The sequence below is a fragment of the Sunxiuqinia sp. genome (assembly GCF_055140945.1).
Genome location: NZ_JBSQYS010000010.1, coordinates 92427 through 113375, shown reverse-complemented (window position 1 = coordinate 113375; position 20949 = coordinate 92427). Strand labels below are relative to the sequence as shown.

18 protein-coding genes are annotated in these 20949 nt (G+C 41.3%); 13 read left to right on the top strand and 5 right to left on the bottom strand.

All coding sequences use genetic code 11. The features are described from left to right. Position 1: 1 nt before the first annotated feature. The 5 genes from ACTB00_RS06780 to ACTB00_RS06760 form a co-directional block, all read right to left on the bottom strand. The gene (locus ACTB00_RS06780; protein ID WP_463299156.1) at positions 2 to 427 is read right to left on the bottom strand and encodes a biotin/lipoyl-containing protein; all 426 of its coding nucleotides are present in this window, start codon (positions 425 to 427) and stop codon (positions 2 to 4) included. A 26-nt stretch (positions 428 to 453) separates the two neighbouring features. After that, positions 454 to 819, bottom strand: coding sequence for an OadG family protein (locus tag ACTB00_RS06775; RefSeq protein WP_463299155.1), 366 nt, complete (start codon positions 817 to 819; stop codon positions 454 to 456). A 12-nt stretch (positions 820 to 831) separates the two neighbouring features. Continuing rightward, positions 832 to 2391, bottom strand: coding sequence for an acyl-CoA carboxylase subunit beta (locus ACTB00_RS06770; RefSeq protein WP_463299154.1), 1560 nt, complete (start codon positions 2389 to 2391; stop codon positions 832 to 834). Positions 2392 to 2416: 25 nt separating this feature from the next. Then, positions 2417 to 2821: a methylmalonyl-CoA epimerase gene (mce, locus tag ACTB00_RS06765; RefSeq protein ID WP_463299153.1), complete on the bottom strand. Its 405-nt coding sequence runs from the start codon at positions 2819 to 2821 to the stop codon at positions 2417 to 2419. Between the two features lie 171 nt (positions 2822 to 2992). Next, positions 2993 to 4309, bottom strand: a complete 1317-nt coding sequence (locus ACTB00_RS06760; RefSeq protein WP_463299152.1) for an acetyl-CoA hydrolase/transferase family protein — start codon at positions 4307 to 4309, stop codon at positions 2993 to 2995. A gap of 779 nt (positions 4310 to 5088) precedes the next feature. Between ACTB00_RS06760 and ACTB00_RS06755 the strand changes: the two genes are divergently transcribed. Genes ACTB00_RS06755 through ACTB00_RS06695 form a run of 13 tightly spaced genes read left to right on the top strand, consistent with a single transcriptional unit; the run spans position 5089 to position 20943 of the window. Beyond that, on the top strand, positions 5089 to 5655 hold the full coding sequence (locus ACTB00_RS06755; RefSeq protein WP_463299151.1) for a Pvc16 family protein: 567 nt from the start codon (positions 5089 to 5091) through the stop codon (positions 5653 to 5655). Continuing rightward, a complete protein-coding gene (locus ACTB00_RS06750; RefSeq protein WP_463299150.1) occupies positions 5656 to 6708 on the top strand; it encodes a hypothetical protein in 1053 nt (350 codons plus the stop codon). A gap of 20 nt (positions 6709 to 6728) precedes the next feature. Continuing rightward, positions 6729 to 8138, top strand: a complete 1410-nt coding sequence (locus ACTB00_RS06745) for a phage tail sheath family protein (protein ID WP_463299149.1) — start codon at positions 6729 to 6731, stop codon at positions 8136 to 8138. 37 nt (positions 8139 to 8175) lie between these two features. Then, entirely contained in the window at positions 8176 to 8607 is a 432-nt protein-coding gene (locus ACTB00_RS06740) for a phage tail protein (protein WP_463299148.1), read from the top strand. 12 nt (positions 8608 to 8619) lie between these two features. Continuing rightward, positions 8620 to 9066 carry a phage tail protein gene (locus tag ACTB00_RS06735; protein WP_463299147.1) on the top strand — a complete coding sequence of 149 codons (447 nt, stop codon included), beginning with the start codon at positions 8620 to 8622 and terminating at the stop codon, positions 9064 to 9066. 2 nt (positions 9067 to 9068) lie between these two features. Next, positions 9069 to 9233: a DUF5908 family protein gene (locus tag ACTB00_RS06730; protein ID WP_463299146.1), complete on the top strand. Its 165-nt coding sequence runs from the start codon at positions 9069 to 9071 to the stop codon at positions 9231 to 9233. A 1-nt stretch (position 9234) separates the two neighbouring features. After that, entirely contained in the window at positions 9235 to 9972 is a 738-nt protein-coding gene (locus ACTB00_RS06725; RefSeq protein WP_463299145.1) for a CIS tube protein, read from the top strand. Beyond that, entirely contained in the window at positions 9969 to 11723 is a 1755-nt protein-coding gene (gene vgrG, locus ACTB00_RS06720; protein ID WP_463299144.1) for a type VI secretion system tip protein VgrG, read from the top strand. Before ACTB00_RS06725 ends, vgrG begins: the two co-directional genes overlap by 4 nt. 11 nt (positions 11724 to 11734) lie before the next feature. Then, positions 11735 to 12022: a PAAR domain-containing protein gene (locus ACTB00_RS06715; RefSeq protein WP_463299143.1), complete on the top strand. Its 288-nt coding sequence runs from the start codon at positions 11735 to 11737 to the stop codon at positions 12020 to 12022. A 23-nt stretch (positions 12023 to 12045) separates the two neighbouring features. Next, entirely contained in the window at positions 12046 to 12471 is a 426-nt protein-coding gene (locus tag ACTB00_RS06710) for a GPW/gp25 family protein (protein ID WP_463299142.1), read from the top strand. A 5-nt stretch (positions 12472 to 12476) separates the two neighbouring features. Next, entirely contained in the window at positions 12477 to 15560 is a 3084-nt protein-coding gene (locus ACTB00_RS06705) for a baseplate J/gp47 family protein (protein ID WP_463299141.1), read from the top strand. 6 nt (positions 15561 to 15566) lie between these two features. Beyond that, a complete protein-coding gene (locus tag ACTB00_RS06700) occupies positions 15567 to 18176 on the top strand; it encodes a YegP family protein (protein WP_463299140.1) in 2610 nt (869 codons plus the stop codon). 58 nt (positions 18177 to 18234) lie between these two features. After that, positions 18235 to 20943 (top strand): hypothetical protein, encoded by a 2709-nt coding sequence (locus ACTB00_RS06695; protein WP_463299139.1) that lies wholly within the window; start codon positions 18235 to 18237, stop codon positions 20941 to 20943. The last annotated feature ends 6 nt before the right edge of the window (positions 20944 to 20949 follow it).

Here is a 20949-nt window from a genome sequence, read left to right as displayed (position 1 = left end):
TTTAGCTAATTTCAATTAATACATCATCCTGTAGCACAGCATCTCCTTCTTTAACTTTGACGGCTGTTACTTGACCCGATTTCTCAGCAAGTACCTGGTTTTCCATTTTCATGGCCTCCATGATGAGTAAGTTTTGACCTTCTTTCACTTCGTCGCCAACAGCTACAAGCATTTTAAAAATGGTTCCCGGAAGAGGCGCTTTTACGGCTGTTCCTCCGCTGGACTGTTGCTTTTTGATTTGACCTTCGCCAGGTTGTTGAATAATCGGTTTACGAACAAGTTTTGGGGTTTTAGAGGACTTCACCTCACCCTTAATTTCAACCTGGTATTTGGTACCGTTCACTTCAATTGTGGCAATGTTTTCTTCAATATCTTTGACATGAACATCGTATTCATCGCCGCTTATGGTAAATTTGTATTTTTTCATTTTCTAAAAATTATGCAATAATATTATTATCGCGGCCAGTTATTGGTCACACTGTAAATTTTTGAACTCCACGGGGAATAAGCTTTCTTAACCTTTTTGATGGTTACAATGTTACTTTCTTCGTCGTGTTGGTTTATAAAATAAAGGTGCAGTGCCATACCTATCGCGGCAGTCACATTTCCTTCTATGTGGCATTCTCCTTCTGTGTCTTCGCAATGGGGGTCTTTCTTTTTAGGTTCTTTCTTTTTGAACTTCATGTTGATTAGCTTTGGAAGCCTCAGAAAAACAATCACGAGCAAGGTCAAAGCGAAGAACACGATAAAGAACCCAACAAGGGCAACGGTCCATCCGAAATCCATTTGAGAAGCCAATATGATTAAAAGATTATTCATAGACTAGTTTGATTATAATGGAATGTTTGAATGTTTTTTAGGTGGATTGACAAGCTTTTTAGTTGCTAAGCTTTGTAGGCCACGAATAATACGAATACGAGTGTTACGAGGCTCAATGACATCGTCAATATAGCCGTATGATGCAGCTTGGTATGGATTTGCAAACTTTTCTTTGTATTCTGCTTCGTGTTCAGCTATAAACTTAGCACGTTCTTCAGGATCCTCGATTGAAGAAAGCTTACGTCCTTGCAATACTTCAACAGCACCGGCAGCTCCCATTACTGCAATTTCAGCTGATGGCCATGCATAGTTTAAGTCGCCACGCAATTGTTTACACGACATTACATCGTGTGCTCCACCGTATGACTTACGCAAAGTAATCGTGATCTTTGGCACAGTTGCTTCGCCGTAAGCAAACATTAGTTTTGCTCCGTGTGTAATGATACCGCCATATTCTTGCTTACTTCCAGGTAAAAATCCAGGAACGTCAACCAGCGTGACGATTGGAATGTTGAAGGCATCCAGAAAGCGAACAAATCGAGCAGCTTTACGTGATGCTTCAATATCGAGAACTCCGGCTAAGTAATTCGGTTGGTTGGCAACAATACCAACAGGTTGTCCGTCGAACTTAGCGAATCCAACAATGATATTTTTGGCATAGTTCCGGTGTACTTCTAAAAATTCGCCATAGTCGGCTAACGAGTGAATCACCTCTTTTACATCGTAGGGTTGGTTTGGATTGTCCGGAATGATTTCATTCAATGAATCTTCCAATCGGTCAATTGGGTCGTCGCAGTCGGTAATTGGTGCATCTTCCAAGTTGTTTTGAGGAAGGTATGACAATAGTTTGCGGATGACCAAAAGTCCTTCTTCTTCATTTTCAACTAAGAAGTGAGAAACTCCTGATTTTGATGCATGAACCTTACCGCCACCTAAATCTGCAACTGAAATATCCTCTCCGGTAACAGTTTTAACAACTTTAGGACCGGTTACAAACATGTACGAGTTTTCCTCGGTCATCATGATAAAGTCAGTTAGGGCAGGGGAGTATACCGCTCCACCGGCGCAAGGACCAAAAATGGCTGAAATTTGAGGAATAACACCTGACGCCAGGATGTTGCGTTCAAAGATTTCAGCATAACCAGCCAAGCTAGTCACACCTTCCTGAATACGTGCGCCACCACTGTCGTTGATTCCAATAACCGGAGCGCCTGCTTTCATGGCCATATCCATAACTTTGCAGATTTTTTGTGCAAAGGTTTCAGACAGGGATCCACCAAATACGGTAAAATCCTGTGAGAAAACATAAATTACACGACCGTCGATTGTTCCGTGACCGGTAACAACACCATCGCCCATAAATTTGGTTTTCTCCAAACCAAAGTTGGTACAACGGTGAGTGACAAACATGTCAAACTCTTCGAAACTACCTTCGTCTAGTAGCATTTCGATGCGTTCACGTGCGGTGAATTTGCCTTTGGCATGTTGGGCTTCAATTCGTTTGATGCCGCCACCTAATTTGGCCTCTGCACGTAATTCAATTAATTTGTTGATTTTATCTTGATTGCTCATTGTATATATAATAAATGATTTTTGGTTATTTATCGCTGCAGAACTCAGTTAATACGCCAAGTGTTGATTTTGGATGCAAGAAACCAATGTTCAACCCTTCGGCTCCTTTTCTTGAGGTTTTGTCGATCAGGCGGATACCGTCTTCTTCTGCTTGCTTTAGTGACTCATTAATGTTGTCGACAGCAAAAGCCAAGTGATGGATTCCTTGTCCTTTTTTCTCAATGAATTTACCAATTGGCCCTTCTGGATCGGTTGACTCTAATAATTCAATTTTAGTGTCACCAACTTTAAAGAAGGCTGTTTTTACCTTTTGGTCGGCAACCTCTTCAACAGCATAGCATTTTAGGCCTAATACTTTTTCGTAGTATGGTATGGCTTCTTCTAAGCTGTTTACCGCAATTCCAATGTGTTCAATATGTGAAACTCCCATGATTAGTTATTTATATAAATGGTTGATAGTATGTTTATTTATTTGTTAGAGTATTTTTTTAACAAATTGCTCAAAAGTTCGAAAATTGATTAAAAAAAGGAGCAATTAAAGTATAATTATAAAAACAGATTGAATACGAAAACAGGCAGGATTCCCCTGCCTGTTTGATTGTTATACGTTTTGCTGCTGTTGGACAAAATGATAATGAGAACCGAACCGTTCAAATGCGGCTTTGTCCAATGCTTCTCTATGTTCGGGATGTGCAATAGATGTTAGTAAGCGCGCACGTTCTTGTAGCGTCTTTCCGTACAAGTTAACGGCTCCGTATTCGGTAACAACCCAGTGCATATTGGCACGAGTACTTACAACACCTGACCCTGGTATTAGTATCGGACTAATTTTAGAAACCCCTTTTGCCGTAACAGATGGTAACGCAATAATTGGTTTACCGCCCTTTGAATGACCAGCTCCACGGATGAAGTCTATCTGACCACCAACACCTGAATAATGTATTGTTCCAATTGAATCGGCACAAACTTGTCCGGTTAAATCAACAGCCAGCGCAGAGTTGATTGCCGTAACCTTGTCGTTTTGTCTTACAATGTGTACATTATTTGTATGGGCAACATCCATCATGGCAACCATTGGGTTGTCGTCAATGAAGTCGTATAGTTCTTTGGTTCCCATCAAAAATGAAGCAACCATTTTACCTTTATCGGTTGTTTTGTGTTTACCGGTAACAACTCCTTTTTCAACCAAAGGAAGAATACCATCAGCAAACATTTCAGTATGAACTCCCAAATCTTTGTGATTTCCGAGTTGAGCTAAAACAGCATTCGGGATACCACCGATTCCCATTTGCAAGCAAGCTCCATCTTCAACGAGTTCTGCTACATTCTTACCAATGGTTACGTCAATTTCTGAAAGTGCTCCCATTTCGTGTGCGTACAGCTCAATATCATCTTCAACAAATAAATCAATTTCGTTGATATGAATCATTGCATCGCCCCAGGCTCTTGGCACGTTAGGGTTAACAGCAGCGATAACAACGTCGGCACATTCAATAGCTGCTTTAGTTGCATCTACTGACGTTCCGAGCGATACAAAACCATGTTTGTCTGGAGTTGATACCATAATCATCGCTACATTCACTTTCAAGTATCCTTCGCGGATTAACTTTTGTGTCTCACTTAAAAACACGGGGATGTAATCGGCATACCCAGCTTGGGTTTGCTTTCGTAGGTTTCCTCCGACAAAGAATTGCTCCGCTGCGAAAATCCCTTCAAATTCAGGATTCGCGTATTCCACTTCTCCTTCGATGTGGATATGCTGGATTTTTACATCTTTGAGTTCACCGTTGCGTCCGCGTTCTACCAATGGCTTAATTAATGTGTGTGGGGTTACAGCCACACTACTTAAATGAACACGATCACCGGATTTTATAACTTTTACTGCCTCCTCAGGAGTAATGTATTTAATTTGCTTCATAATTGTGAATTAGAATAGATTGCGCTCTGAGATTTGCGGCAAATATAAAAAAGAATCTATCAATAATAAGCGAATGAAACTTATTTAAAAATGGTCTATACAATACAGGCTTGTTTGTAAAGTTAACGTTAATAAAAGGCGTGTGTTTTACAAAAGAATATTCGCTTTGATGTGCTATTGCTTTTATCTATCATAAATCACTACGGTAGGTTTTTCTAACTATTGAAAGTAATATTCAAATCCTTAAAAATTCAAAAATACAATCTACTTAGCAAGATTGATTTGTGTTTGGTAATATGTTAATAATAGTGGGCTTTTTTCAATTGATTTTGATGGTCAGAAAACTGCTTAGGTGAAAAATACTCTTATTGAATCATGCATCATTGTGAGTGCCACTTTCCCGATATTTTCAGAAATATGATAACTGAACTTATTTTCAGAATAATAAACTTTTGTCCCTTTTTTGCTATTTCTTCTGTTTTGATAAATAGATAAATTAAAATTGAAAAAGATCAAAATACTTGGTTACCTTTTAGTTGTAAACTGTATTAACAATTAGAGGATATAATAAGAAAAAGATCGGAATGTATGAATAAGCGGGGTGGATCATGCTTTTTCTTGTTGTCGTATATTATCCTGAAACAATCAACTCGCTGAAGGATTCTACATGTTTTCTGGAAGCGAACTCTGAAAAAACACATGGTTCAAGAACCTGTACGTTCCGACTGTATTTAGTTAATCACTGGTTCTTAGAGCTAGCAAAATTAATTGAAAGCCCCATGATTGAACAATCGCTTTTCTTCTTGAAAAACCAATTGAATAATTACCTCAAATTACGTACTAATTCAGATGATGATAAGGTTGAGCTAATTCCACTTTTCGATAAAAATGGTAAACAACAGGTTTCCAGCTTGGCAATGACTCTGGTGAGTATTGAAGAGGAACGGGTTTTAAAAAATCAGAATCTATACCGAGAAACACCACAGGGAACAATCGCCAAAACCGATCCCAAAATCATGGTCAATTTGTATGTACTTTTTGCGGCCAACTTTGGTGACGATGAGTTTGGTTATCGCGAATCGCTCAAGTTTATTTCATATGTCATTAGCTTTTTTCAGTCACACAGCCTTTTCACGCCTACCAACTTTCCCGATCTTGATGAGCAAGTTGCCAAGTTGACAACTGAGCTTCACACTCTCTCTTTTGAGCAGCAAAATAACTTATGGGGATCACTCGGAGCTAAACTGATGAGCTCGGTGATGTATAAAGTTAAAATGCTGGCTATCTATGACGATAACATTAAAATGGATGCTCCACCAATTACAGAAGCAAACCTTAACTCTTAAATGATGCAGTTGTTTAGCTATCAGTCACCCATGCAAATAGAGATTTTAAACGACTACTATGAGTCTTTAATATCTCCAGATTTTTCTTTTGTGCCAGAACGAAATACAGCTCGTTTAATGAAAGGTTTGGGGATTCGATCGATGGAGAAAAATGGAGTGTTGAGTTTTTTTGCTGAAGTTGATGAAACCGGAAAACTGAAAAATGATCAGGTTTCAGGATCATTCAAACTTGTCTTTTTTCTGAAGTTGAATACCCCTTCTTATTTTAATTTTACAAATCTTCCCTTTGATTCGGGCAATTCAAAAATTTATTATTTCTCGAATAAAGCCAGTAACGAGCAAGAGGTTTTTAACACCGGTGTCGATTCGCTGCTTTTAAACCAGAATACTCATACCGGTGATGCAGATCAGATTGTTGCTTCCGGAATGGTTTATTCATACATCCATGATGGAGATGACGGAGCGAAAACGGCTGAGCTGGTTTCGGTTGATAACGATGGAACTGTCGATTCGCAAGAATTAGATCCAGTCGATGAGCATTACAATTTTCAATTTAAACTGAATGATCTTCCTGCCGGAATGTATAAGCTAATGATTGATGGAGGGGAGGTAGACCGATTTTATTTTACCGGCGAGCAATTTTCAAACAGGCATTTTGGAGTGCTTGAACTGTTTAGTCAGACTCCTTCAAATTATAGATGGTTTACTAATGCTAACGAAGTTGCGCCCAAAAAATACCGAATAGCATTTGAACACCGCAAAACCACTTGGCGGTATCAGGTTTTTAACCGTAGCGAAGTCGATTTTTCAAATCCGGGAGTGCGGGAAGCCGATACACCCTGGGAATTTACCGATATCGGGAACAATGTTTTTGTTTCCGACAATCCAATGCCCTTAAAAGAAGCCTCTATAAAAGGAATTGCCCTGCTCGGCAAAAAAAATAATATGGCTTCAGTTCTTATCGATAATCTACCGAATCCCGATCCTTCGCTGATAAAGCCTGATCCGGGAGATCCAACAACAATTTACTCTGATATGTACATCTATCTCTGACACTTAAATTTTAATAAATTATGGCTAAAACGTACAAAACACCGGGAGTTTACATCGAAGAAATTTCGTTGTTGCCTCCATCCATAGCAGAGGTTGAAACTGCTATTCCGGCTTTTATCGGTTATACCGAAAAAGCCAAAAAAAATAATCAATCGCTGACCAATGTTCCAACCCGAATTACCTCGCTGTTGGAATACAAAGCCTATTTTGGTGGGGCTGATTCCGAAACAGGTATTGTCGTGAATATTAACGATACCTATGACACATCCGGCAATTTAAGCCGGGTTCTCGATGTTCCTGAACCTGCTACCAAATCAAAATTTTTAATGTACTACTCTCTGCAAATGTATTTTGCCAATGGAGGAGGACCATGTTACATTATTTCGGTGGGCGATTATGCCGCAACCATTAGCAAAAGCGATTTGGGAGCCAACGGTGGCTTAGCCGAACTGGCCAAAGAAGATGAACCCACCCTGATTGTTTTCCCCGATGCAACCGGTGTTTCAACGGTCGCCAATTTTTATGGTTTATATCAAGATGCCTTGCAGCAATGCCAAAGCCTTCAGGATCGCTTTACTATTTTAGATACCTACAACGAAGCCAGTGGGTTTGCTGACACCTTGCGCACGAACATTAGTTTGGGAACCGACTACCTGAAATATGGTGCCGTTTACTATCCGTGGCTGAAAACAACTTTACCCTATGTTTATCGTGAAAGTGATGTGAGTATTGCTCATGTTGAAGTTGATGCACCCGGAGGAACGACCAGTTACGATGGAGATAAACTCAGCGACCTGACTGCCAATACTGAACTTTACAATCAAATTAAAATTGAACTGAATAAACTGACATTGACTTTACCTCCGTCAGCAGCGGTAGCCGGAATTTATGCCCGTGTTGATAGTAGCCGTGGCGTTTGGAAAGCTCCTGCTAATGTGGGCGTAATGGAAGTAATTGGACCTAATAAAAAGGTGACTAATCTGGAGCAAGATGGATTGAATGTGCATTCAACCGGAAAGTCAATCAATGTTATTCGTTCGTTTGCCGGAAAAGGAACATTGGTGTGGGGTGCCCGCACATTGGCTGGTAACGACAATGAATGGCGGTATGTACCCGTTCGCCGGTTTTACAATTTTGCCGAAGAGTCAATAAAAAAAGGTTCGCAGTGGGTGGTATTCGAACCCAACGATGCCAATACCTGGATACGCGTAAAAGCCATGATCGAGAACTTCTTGACTAAGCAATGGCGTGCAGGTGCATTGGCCGGTGCTAAAGCTGAAGATGCTTACTTCGTAAAAGTTGGTCTTGGCGAAACTATGACTTCACTTGACATTCTTGAAGGACGCATGAATATTGAAATTGGCATGGCTGTAGTTCGCCCGGCTGAATTTATAATCCTGAAGTTTTCTCACAAACTCCAGGAGTCCTAAAACAAACCTTTAATTAATTTGATAAAAACGAAATATTATGCCAGAATATCCAATTCCAAAATTTCATTTTCAGGTTGAGTGGGGCGGAACCAAACTCGGGTTTTCCGAAGTTTCGGGCCTCGATGTTGAAACCGAAGTTATTGAGTACCGTGATGGGAACATGCCCGAATACAACAAGCTAAAAATGCCCGGCATGCAAAAGTTTTCCAATATTACCCTGAAGCGTGGTGTGTTTCAAAAAGACAATGAGTTTTACGATTGGTGGAATACCGTCAAGCTGAATACGATTGAGCGACGCGACATCATCATCAGCTTGTTGAACGAAGAACACGCACCGGTTTTGAGCTGGAAAATCAAGAATGCTTGGCCGGTGAAAGTTCAGAGCACTGACCTGAAGTCAGATGGAAACGAAGTGGCCATCGAAACACTTGAACTGGCCCACGAAGGTTTGTCAATGGAAATGAGCTAAATAAGATAAAACATGGACTTTACTTATCCACCAGTAGGATTTCACTTTTCTGTTGTATTTGAGTTATTGCCCCAGCTGCCCAACGACTTCCGTTTTCAGGAAGTTGGCGGGTTAACAGTTGATGTGGAAACGGAAGAATATAAAGAGGGAGGTGAAAACCGGTTTGTTCATCAACTGCCAACTCGTACCAAATATCACAACATTGAGTTGAAACGGGGAATGTTTATGGGCTCCGGAATATTGATGTGGTGTCGTAATGCCATTGAAAGCTTTAATTTTCAACCTACAAATCTAACGATTGCTTTATTAAATGAAGATCATATCCCGGTTGCTGCCTGGTATGTCGTGAATGCTTATCCTGTTTCGTGGTCGGTTTCAGATTTCAATGCCATGGAAAACAAGGTAGTCATTGAATCGATTAAGCTTCAATATAACTATTTCAAAATTCTAGCAATATAAATATGCCAGTAGTAATTCGAGAACTTGTTATACGAGCCAATGTAACTGATAACGCTCAAGATGAGTCGGCTTTCACTTCTGCTGAAAGTCAATCTTCAAAAGAAGAAATTATAAAAGAATGTGTTGAGCAGGTGATGGAGATTTTGAAACAAAAAACAGAACGTTAGCATGGATATTTTCACAGGAATGGAAGGTCAGTTGACCAAAATGAAAATAAATATTTGTGAAAACACCGAGCCTTTTAATCCGCGCACTGGCGAGGATTACGAATTTGTGGTTTTGGTGAATCCGGAGCAAATAAAACAGAAGTACGCGACTCAGTTTGACGAGTCGCAAGCTGATGGAGCAACGGGTGCCGATGTTCGTTTTCGCGTGCAAAAGCCACAGAAATTCGAAACCGACTTGCTATTCGACAGTACTGGTGTGATTGCTAACGACCAGATGCCCTTGTCCAATATCTTGGGCACAAAACAGGTTGAGGGAGTTGACTCACAATTGGAGCGTTTCAAAAAAATTGTGTTTAAGTACAATGGCGAAAACCATGAGCCCAACTTGCTGCAAATTCAGTGGGGAAGCTTTTTGTTTCGGGGGAAGTTGAAAGATTTGATCATTACTTACTCGCTTTTCAAACCAGATGGAACACCAATTCGGGCAAAAGCAAAGTGCACATTTGTTGAATCTATGGCTGATGCATTGAGAGCAGCTCGTGAGCGATCAGAATCTCCGGACTTAACGCATGTTCGAACACTAAAAAACGACGAAAATTTGCCCTTGATGTCACATCGGATATACAAAGATCCGGGTTACTATCGGGAGGTTGCAAAAGCAAATAAACTGCGCAGCCTCCGCCAAATTAATATCGGTACACAAATTCATTTTCCACCCATAAATAAAACAAGCCGATGACAAACCAACGGAACATAGCAACTCCTTCTTCAGGTAGTGTTGTAACATTCACCATCTTAATTAACGGAGAACCAATTCAAGATTCCATTGGGGTGAAGTCGATTTTCGTTAAGAAAGAAGTGAATCGGATTTCCTATGCTCAGCTAAGTATTTTGGATGGTTCAGCAGCGGAAGAGGATTTTGCTATTAGTAGTGGTTCGTCTTTTTTGCCGGGAAATGAAATTGAAATCCAGCTTGGGTACAATTCCGGGGAGCAAACCGTGTTTAAGGGAATCATCACAAAACATGGTTTAAAAACGCGCAATAATAATTCGTCAGAATTAAAGGTTGAGTGTCGCGACAAAGCTTACAAAATGACCTTAAATCGAAAAAGTAAATACTTTCACGAATTGACGGACGGTGAGCTTTGCGAGCAAATGGCTTCGGAAAACGGGGTGGAAGCCGACAATATTGAAACGGACACCTTTACAAATTCCAGTATTGTGCAGATGAATGTTTCGGATTGGGATTTTTTATTGAGCCGTTCCGAAGCTTGCAACAAACTGCTTTTTACCGACGATGGCAAGCTGAGTTTTAAAAAGCCGGATTTGAGCAGCGATCCTGTGTTGAGCCTAACTTATGGGAACGATATCATGGAATTTGAGGCGGAAATAGATGCCCGTGACCAATATGCCGCTGTTCACGGGGAATCGTGGGATAATACCAGCCTTGAAGTTTTAAAGTTGGAATCGGCCGAAGAGCCTTTCGAAGAAGCAGGCGATTTGTCGACCAGTAAGTTATCAGAAACAGTTGGCCTCGAAAGCTTGAATGCCAGGCATTCCGGGCAGCTGAAAACGGAAGAATTGCAGTCGTGGATTGATGCTAAGATGTTGAAAAGCAAACTGTCAAAAATAAACGGACGGGTGAGCTTTCAAGGTTTTGCCAGTGTAAAACCCGACGATTTAATTGAGCTAAACGGACTTGGCAGCCGCTTCAATGGAAATGTTTTTGTTGCATCGGTTAACCACGAAGTTGCACAGGGAGGATGGATAACTCATATCCAGTTTGGCTTGGATAAAGACTGGTTTGTGGCTCACGCTAAAGGTTTTGAAGATAAACCTGCATCGGGCGTTATTCCGGGTATTAACGGACTTCAAATTGGAATTGTAACAGCTTTGGAGGGGGACCCGGAAGGAGAATTCCGCATTCAGGTTAAACTACCACTTATCTCGGATCAGGATGACGGGATCTGGGCGAGAGTGGCCACATTGGATGCAGGAGATAATCGCGGAACATTTTTTTTACCCGAGATCGATGATGAAGTGGTGGTTGGCTTCTTGAACGATGATCCGCGGGATGCCATTGTTCTTGGTATGCTGAATAGTAGTTCCAAGCCGGCGGCGTTTAATGCCAGTGACGATAATCATGAAAAAGGCTATTCGAGCCGCGATGAGCTTAAACTCGTGCTTAACGACGATGAGAAAAGTATCACCATTAGCACTCCAAGTGGAAATAAAATACAACTGAGCGAAGATTCCGGTCATATTTTACTGGAAGACGAAAATGGAAACAGCGTCACCATGAACAGCTCTGGTATTACGCTCGAATCAGCTTCCGATTTAATTTTAAAAGCCAGTGGCGACCTCAAATTTGAAGGAACTAACATTGAAATGGGCGCCAACTCACAAATGAAAGTGAGTGGTTCGGCTTCAACCGATATTACGTCATCCGGATCATTGAAAATTGAAGGATCAATAGTACAAATCAATTAAAAGGAAAGCACATGCCACTAGCAGCAAGAATAGGAGATATGCATACTTGTCCGATGGTGACCGGAACAGTGCCACATGTCGGAGGTCCCGTTGCCGTTGGTTGTCCAACAGTTTTGATTGAAGGAATGCCAGCAGCAAGAGTAGGAGATATGGCTGTTTGTACTGGGCCACCTGATACGATTGCAGCAGGCTCTGGCACGGTAATGATTGGTGGAATGCCAGCCGCACGAATGGGAGATTCAACAGTGCATGGCGGAGTAATTGTGGTGGGAGCTGGCACGGTGATGATTGGCGGTTAGACAAAAGCAAACGATTTAAAATCATGGAAAAAAACGAATTCTATACTTCATTTTTAGGAACAGGCTGGAGTTTTCCACCCGAATTTTCAAGGAAAGCAGAGCAGGTTCGCATGTCTACCGACGAAAGAGATATTGAAGAAAGCCTGCAAATCTTATTGTCAACAAGGCTGGGCGAACGAATCATGCATCCGGACTATGGGTGTGATTTGACCGATTTGATTTTTGAACCACTAAGCGTAGCGGTGAAAACATATATCTTCAATCTGGTTGAAACAGCCATCTTGTACCACGAACCGCGTATTCTGCTAAATAAAATTGACTTGTTGGCTGATAGTGAAAACGAAGGACTGGTGAAAATAAAAGTTGATTACACCGTCAGTTCAACCAATTCAAGAAAGAATTTCGTCTATCCATTTTACATGAATGAAGGAACAAACCTCAATAAATAATGCAAATGAAGGATTGTAAGGATAAAATACCGGTTTTAGTTCGCGACGGCACCAGCCAGTCAGATCGATTTCCAAAAAGTTTAGATCCTTCTTTTGTGAAGATTGATGGCCGGTCGGAAAGTGATTTAATCGACTATGCACTTCAGTTTGCCGAATTGCTCAACTATTACGATTTGGAGAATCAAGTGGATGGAAATTGGACGCCTTTCCTCAAACAACTAAAAGCTGATCCGAAAGCTGCCCTGAGTGGAACGATGTCACCTCAGGCTAGTTTGTTTTTAACTTTTCTGCGTTTGTTTCGACAACAGCAAGATCAGATGAATGGGCTGACCAAGAAGCATTTAGATGCCTTTTTTCGCGATGTGCTTCACATTCAACCCAAACTGCCCAAAGCTGATCAGGTGCATGTTTTGTTTGAACTGGCTAAAAAAGTTGATCCAACACTTGTAAAAGCTGAGAGCTTGCTGAAAGCCGGAAAAGATTCGGAAGGCAATGAATTGACCTATCAATTGCTGGACAATGTCGTTGTTAATCACACGAAGGTTGATGCAATAAAGAGCATTTTGGTTGATCCGACCAGTAATGATACTGTGCATTTTGGAGAAATGGCAAACAGCATCGATGGTTTGGAAGAAGAGCTTCCTGAAGACGATCCTAAATGGTCGGCTTTGGGACGGAAAGCCTTTCCAAAAGCCGATGTCGGTTTTGCATTGGCCAGTCCGGTTTTATGGTTGCAGGAGGGAGAGCGCAGCATTCAGGTGACATTAAATCTCCAAACGGATGAACTTGATATCCCAAATCAGGCACTTCAAAATGCCTTCAAAATATATTTGAGTGGTGAAGAAGAGTGGCTGGGACCTTACTATTCGACTCCTTCCCTAAAAAAAGTATCCGGACAATTTGAGCTTATTTTCAGCATCAATTTGCCAGCAGCGGAAAAACCGGTAATGTATTTCGACAGTCAGGTTTTAGCTGGCGATTTCCAAACTATATTTCCTATGATGAAGGTTGTTCCGGATACATCTTCTTCAAACTATCTGAATGCCTATTTACAAGGTGTTACTCTGGAAAGTGCCCGGATTAATGTTGACGTGAAAGGTGTGAAAACGATCAAAGCTCGTAATGATCATGGAACACTGGATGTTTCTAAAGCATTTTTGCCGTTTGGCGCAGAACCCGTTCAGGGAGCCTCGTTTGATGTGGGCTACTCCGAAGCGTTTACCAAAAGACTGAATGAGTTTAAAATCAAGGTTGATTGGATGGATGTTCCCTCCTCTAACCTGCGGAGTTACTATGGCTCATCGTACGGTGGCGATTACTCATGGTTGAATTATTACCTGTCGGGCAACCAGTTTAAAGCGAATTTGAGTTATCGGAATAAAAAGGGGGAGACTAGTACGAAAACTGTTGGTTTGTTTAACTCCACAAATAATAAAAATCGGGCGACTTACACGGTTTCAGAAAGTCCTTTGCTGATTGCGCTTGTACCACAACTCATGCTGAGCAAGCAATTGGCGGTATCGTCGAGCCGAAAAATTTCAAGCCTCTTTCAACGTAAATATGGCTTTTTGTTAGGAAATAAATTGATTCGGAAACCATTGCCAAAATTACAATTGCAAACAGAATCGCCTGATGAAGGATTTGTAACTTTCGAGTTGCTGGACGATTTTTTGCATCGCGAGTATCGTCAAAAGTATGTGAAAGCAACTGTCCAATTTGCTCAGGGAAGCACATTGCATTTGCCCAAAGAACCTTATCAGCCCAAAATAAAAAGCATCTCGCTTGATTATAAAGCTTCATCAACAAAAGTCGATTTTTCATTGACGGATGAAGATTCCTTTGCAGATAAAGATGTGGAGTTTTTCCAGATTGGAGCTTTCGGGCAGCGCGAACGACATGGTTATTTGCTGACCCAAATAAAGAAAGAGGCGGGGCGAAATACCTTGTTGGCGGACTATTCGCAGCAGGGGCAGTTGCTGATTGGCTTAAAGAACTGGAGCAAAGGGCAAATCGTAAACTTATTGATTCAAGTTGCTGAAGGCAGCGCCAATCCACAAAAAGATAAAGAGCCAGTCAATTGGGCTGTGCTGATTGAAGATGATTGGCAGGAGTTAAATTCGGACTACCTGCTGGCCGATGCAACCAATGGCCTGTTGAAAAGCGGAATTGTAAAACTCAATTTGCCCGATGATGCGTCAAAAGAGCACAGTTGGTTGCCTGACGATCTGGTGTGGATCAGGGCATCGGTAAAAGCCAACCCGGATGCGGTTTGTCAATTAATCAATATTCATGCACAGGCAGGTTTAGCTGGGTTAGTAGAGCCGGAAAAGCACCCATCTCATTTGCAAACATCATTGCCGGGGGAAACAATTAGTAAGCTGGTCAAGCCTATTGGCACGATTAAAAAAGTTGCTCAGCCCTATGCCAGTTTTGGTGGTCGTTCGGAAGAAAAAGACGAGGCCTTCTACACGCGAGTGAGTGAACGTTTGCGCCATAAAAACAGGGCCGTCACACTTTGGGACTATGAGCGGCTGGTACTTCAAGAGTTTCCCGATATCAGCAAGGTGAAATGTTTGAACCACACTTGCGACACCTTGGAGCGTGCTCCCGGGCATGTGAATTTAATTGTTGTTCCCAACCTTCAGAATAAAAATGCGGTGAACATCCTTCAACCGAGAGTGAGTAAATCAACCTTGGAAGATGTCAAAGCTTCTGTGAAACGTTTGGCTCCCTCGCTCATCGAAATTCATACCAATAATCCGTCCTTTGAAGAAGTTCAACTCGAATTTGAAGTAAGCTTCATAAAAGGCTATGAATATGGCTACTATCGAGAGGAATTGAATCGTGAGTTAATTGAATTTCTATCGCCGTGGACAACTGGGAAGCAGGCCGAAATTTATTTTGGAGGCCGAATAGAAAAATCAGTTTTACTCAAATTTGTTGAGACCCGAAGCTATGTTGATTTTGTGTCTCATTTCAAAATGTATCACAACACATCGTCCGAAGATGTAGAATCAGCGATTGCTACCGATGCGCGAGCCATTTTGGTGTCGCACGCCGAGCACCTTATTTACAACTATAACAGTTAGAAATACATGAAAGAAAGTCCGGTCATATCAAAAATAAATAAGCAGGATGAAAATCCCGGGAATTATTATTGGCTGCGAGAGCAGGGGCTGAAATATATTCAGGAGCTTTCCGGGCAAATCTGGACAGATTACAACACGCATGATCCGGGAGTAACCATTTTAGAAATACTCTGTTTTGCCTTGACTGACTTGGATTACCGGACAAATTTTCCGATTGAAGATTTGTTGGCCGAGGAAACTGATAATGAGCAGGTAATGCACGAGCAGTTTTTGTCGGCTAGTAAAGTATTGCCGTCGCGCCCGGTGAGTATTGCCGACTATCGCAAGTTATTGATCGATATTCCCGGTGTTAAAAACGCCTGGTTAACGAAAGGTGACTCTGAAGTGCCTGTCTATTTCAATAAGGAAAAGGAAGAATTAACAACGCTAAAAACGGGATTAAAAACCATTGATCCAATAGATATTAAGGGGATTTATAAAGTAATTATCGAATTTGAAGCCGAGTTGAAATCGGCTCAGCAAAAAGCAATTTTGTCGGAAGTTGAGCGCCGCTTACATGCCAACCGAAATCTTTGCGAAACCTTTAATTCAGTGGAGCCCATCACACAACAAGATTTTATTTTGTGCGGAGAGATTGGCTTGTCTTCTGGCGCAAAAATAGAGGAAGTGGAGGCCAAAATTCTGTTTGAAGTACAGAATTATTTGTCTCCTTCGGTTCATGCTTACACGCTTCAACAAATGCTCGATAAAGGCAAAAAAGCAGAGGAGATCTTTGAAGGGCCTTTGTATCAGGATGCGGAGCAACTTTTTTCGGGTGGCTTTATTGACGATGATGAACTGGAAGCATCCAAATTAAAATCGACTATTTATTTGTCTGATTTGATCCACCTGATCATGGACATTGACGGTGTTGAATCGGTGCGTGATTTAATTATTCAGCCCAATGTGGCGAAACTGCCCAAAAACTGGGACAAGTGGGTGGTGTCAATTGAAGAAAACAAACAAGCACATTTAGATACAGATCAATCGCGGTTGGTGTTTTACAAAGATTTGTTGGCTTTTCGCTCCAACAAAACCATGGTTGATGCCGAACTGGCAGAGTTGAATGAAGCAGCACAAACAGCCTTCGAGTCGGTGAAAGTAAGCGATTTTCCGATGATTAATGGCGAATATATCGATCCGGCTTCTTATTTGTCGGTGGTGAAAGAATTTCCTGCAAACTATGGCATTGGCGAAATCGGCTTGCCGGCTCAGTCAACTTTGGAGCGCAAAGCCCAGGCTCGACAACTGAAAGCGTATTTGTTATTTTTCGATCAGTTGATGGCCAATTATTTTGCTCAGCTTTCCAAAGTGAAAAAGTTATTCTCAACGGATAGTTCTATCAGCCAAACCTATTTTACGCAGCTTGTTGAGGCGATGGACGATATCGAAAACTTACTGGGCGATTGGGGAAATGCGAATAAAAACCTGAAACAGATTATTGAGAACGAAGATCTGTTTTATCAACGTCGGCATCGGTTTCTGGATCATTTGTTGGCAAGGTTTAACGAGCAGTTTACCGATTATGTACTGTTAATGTACTCGATGTCTGGCGAGCTTAGCGAGCGTGACGATATGCTGGAAGATAAATCCAACTTTTTGCAGAATTACGAATGGATTTCCCGCAACTGTTCGGCCGGTTTCAATTTTACGTTGAAAGACGAGCTGTGGAATACCTATAATGTTTCAGGACTTCAGCACCGTGTGGCTCATTTGCTGGGAATTCGGAATTACATGCGCCGCGATTTGGCGCGTATTCAGTACGATATTTACGATGAAAAAGATGACGATGATATTACCGAATATCGGTTTCGGGTGATTGATAGTGAAACCGACAAGATACTGATTAGCAGTAGTACGCGTTATCTGGATGAAGATGATGCCATTGCCGAAATGAAAGCCTGTGTGGCTTTGGGTATCGATTTGGAGAACTATGAGTTGAAAGAGACTACTGACGATCGTTTCTATTTCAATTTGGTCAATCAGGAAAAAGAAGTGATTGGTCGTCGGATAGAATATTTTGAAACGGTGGAGGAACGCACCGAAGCCATCAAGTACCTGAGACGCTTTTTGCAGACAAACTACAGTAGCGAAGGGCTCTTCGTAGTGGAGCATGTGTTGTTCCGACCGCTGGTGAAAGGACATCCGGTGTTTGAAATCTGCGAAGGAAAGGATTCCAATTGCTTGGTGAAAGATCCGTATTCGTATCAGATTTCTGTGATTTTACCCGCTTGGGAAAAGCGTTTTCAAAACATGAATTTCCGACGTTTTGTGGAGAAAACCATTCGCTTGGAAACACCCGCTCACATTTTTCCAAAAGTTTGTTGGATCGATGAAATTCAAATGTCGGAGTTCGAAGATTGTTACCAGAAATGGTTAGATGCCTACGCAATTTACCCGAAATACGCTACCAAATACAAAGAAAAGCTCCAGTGCCTGTTGGATGTTCTGGTTCGTCTAAAGAATGTTTACCCACAAGGAACTTTGCACGACTGTATTGATGGGGGTGATGAGAACCCCATGATTTTGAACCTGACGAGTCTTGGCTCAATGAAAAATAAAGACAGTGAACAGTAAACTCTGTTCACGATTGATAACGAAATAGCAATAGCAGCAACTTTTAAGAAACAGCATCATGGATAGCAACTTATTAAAATTGAAAAACAGATTGGATCAATTCCCGGTCTTTGAAGAAAACCAGGTGTTAACAGAAGATCATCTCAACCAGGTTGTGAGTTATTTTGATCAGCAAACACGGTTGAGTCGACGAAATCTGCATGGCTATGGAACCGTCTGTGGTTTAAAGCTGAGTGTGGTCAATCGTCAGTTGTTCCTTTCAAAAGGTTGTGGGCTCACAACCGATGGCGATTTGCTGGAATGGCAAACTGATACCAGCTTTCCCAATTTCAGGCTATTTAAAGATGATCAAGCAAAGTATCCATTATTTCAAGATGCCGCTGTTTATGAGTTGCTACCAATTGGTGTGAAAGAAGAAGATCAGATGAGTTTCACTCAGTTTGGTCAGCAGACCGAAAGGAAGTTAAGCGATTTTGCTGCAGTGCTTTATCTGGAAAGTTATTTGTATGATCCGGATTTGTGTACAGGAGGCGACTGCGATAATAAGGGACAAAAGCAGATTAATAAATTGCGTGTGCTTTTGGTATCCAAGTCGGCTGCTGCTCAACAACAAAGTTTGCTCTCGGCCGGGAAATCCTTTTTTAAGTTGAACAAACTTCCCGTTCAGCGGCTGGTGATGACTCCCGGCACTTACGACAATTACACTAAGCTGGCTAACGCTTATCAATCAATTATTAAAACAACAAGCCAATCGTTGCAGGAGGCTTTGAAAAGCAGCTATGCACAATTGAGTTTTTTGTTGTCCGAATCATTCAGCAACGTAAATCCAACAGTCGTTTGGAATCAGAAGTTAGCGCAAGTATCTGCTTCTACATCAAATTCGGGAAAGCAATACGTGTACGCATTTATGAAAGATGTGGTGCAGGCTTACAACGAGTTTGTTGATTCTTGCTATCAGCTGGATGTATCATGTTTGGCTGACATCAGTCTTTCGCCCAAGCATTTATTTATTGGCGATGCCGCGGCTCAAATTGAAGATAAAAAAGATCCGTATCGACAACAATTTGTAGAAATACCCTATCAGAGCGAAGGGCGGGAGAAATTGCAAAAATGCCTTTTCCTGTTTAAACGTATTGGCGCTTTAATTCAGTCGACCGATTTCTCAACCGATACAACGATTAGAATTACTCCATCAATCTTGAATGATAGTTTGGGAAACAAAGCGATTCCGGCATATTATCAGGCAGCAGGGAGCGCGCGACTTTTCGAAAACTGGAATTTTGATTTGACTCAAAAAGATCGAGAGCTTAGCATTCAAGGTTATCACGCATCGCAGTATTCGCAACTGCCTGAGGTTGTAAATCCGCTGAGTTATGATTTGACTAATACCGATCATTTCCGGATTGAAGGGCATTTGGGTAAGTCGTTTAAAACAGCTTTCGAAGCACTGAAAAGCATGATTGCCAGCAATAATCTGCCCATCAAAGTGCTACCGATCATGATTGAAACCGACTTTGAACGTGCATGGGTATGGCCGGGCTTGAAATACTATGGAATGGAAATTATGCATAAGCTTTATCGCGACGAACTGGTCAATAATCTGAATGAATTAAAACGCTTTAATGTAGAGCTCAACGACAAAGTGCAGGCTGCTGATGATGAGGAATTACCTCCACGGAATATTGAGTCTAACTCACTTTCGTTAAAAGCATTTACGGCTCAGCAAACCAATTTAGTCAACCAAAAAATTACAACAACCAAGCAGTTTCTGGCTAAGTCTATTGTTGATTTTGATCATGACTCCTTCGAAAATAATTACAAAGAAGTGATATCAAATGGAGCAGCATTAAATAAAGGAATTAAGGGAGTTACGTTTGCATCGGCTTACACGCCGCTCGAAAAAACTGTTAATAACATCAATTTTAGCAAGCTGAAAGGCTTGGCCGATTTGATTAAGAAGCGTGCTGAAAAAGATAAGGAAAAATCGATGTTGCAAACTTTTCTGGAAGAACATCCCGGATTGGAACATACCGGCGGTGTGCCGCGTGGCGGAACATTTGTGTTGTTGTATAGTTCTTCAACTAAAAAGGTAGTGGCTGATATGAGTTTGCCGTATTGGTATGTTGATATTCCGGTTCAGGAAGTGCCGGAAGAATCAGATGTTTCAGACGACAATTTAGTACTCGACTGGAAATTCAATAACGACATTTTCGTCTACACCAACCAAAATAATAAACTAAAAGAAAACTTGTCACATCTCAACCTTCAATTTGATCAGTTGAAGCTTGATGTTGAGACACAGAAAACAAATCTGAATTCATATCAGGGAAGTATTAATACGCTGATTCAAACTATTCCTTCCTATCAAATTGATTATGGAAGCATAGGTGGCATTACAGCAGGCGTGCAAGATCCGGATCTGGCGAAAAATGTTGGTTTACTTACTGAGATGAATAATTACAAGATGAATTTGGAAAACCAGATCAATGCCGGAAATGCAACAGATGCTGAAAAAGAGGTTTACAATGACATGGAAATGGTGATGGCCGGAATTGTGGAAGACACCATTGTGAAAACCTCTAAAACAAGCTCTGATATTGTGAAAGGAGGTGATGAAGCTAAATCACTTGAAATAATTGTCAATTTGACTAAAAACTTGCAGAGTGATGGAGCTAAGTCTAAAGTTCGCAATGTAGTAGAGACTGTAAAAACCGAGTCGTCAGCAAAAACAAACTATGTGGAAACACTTGGAATGTTTCGATTATAAGTAGTG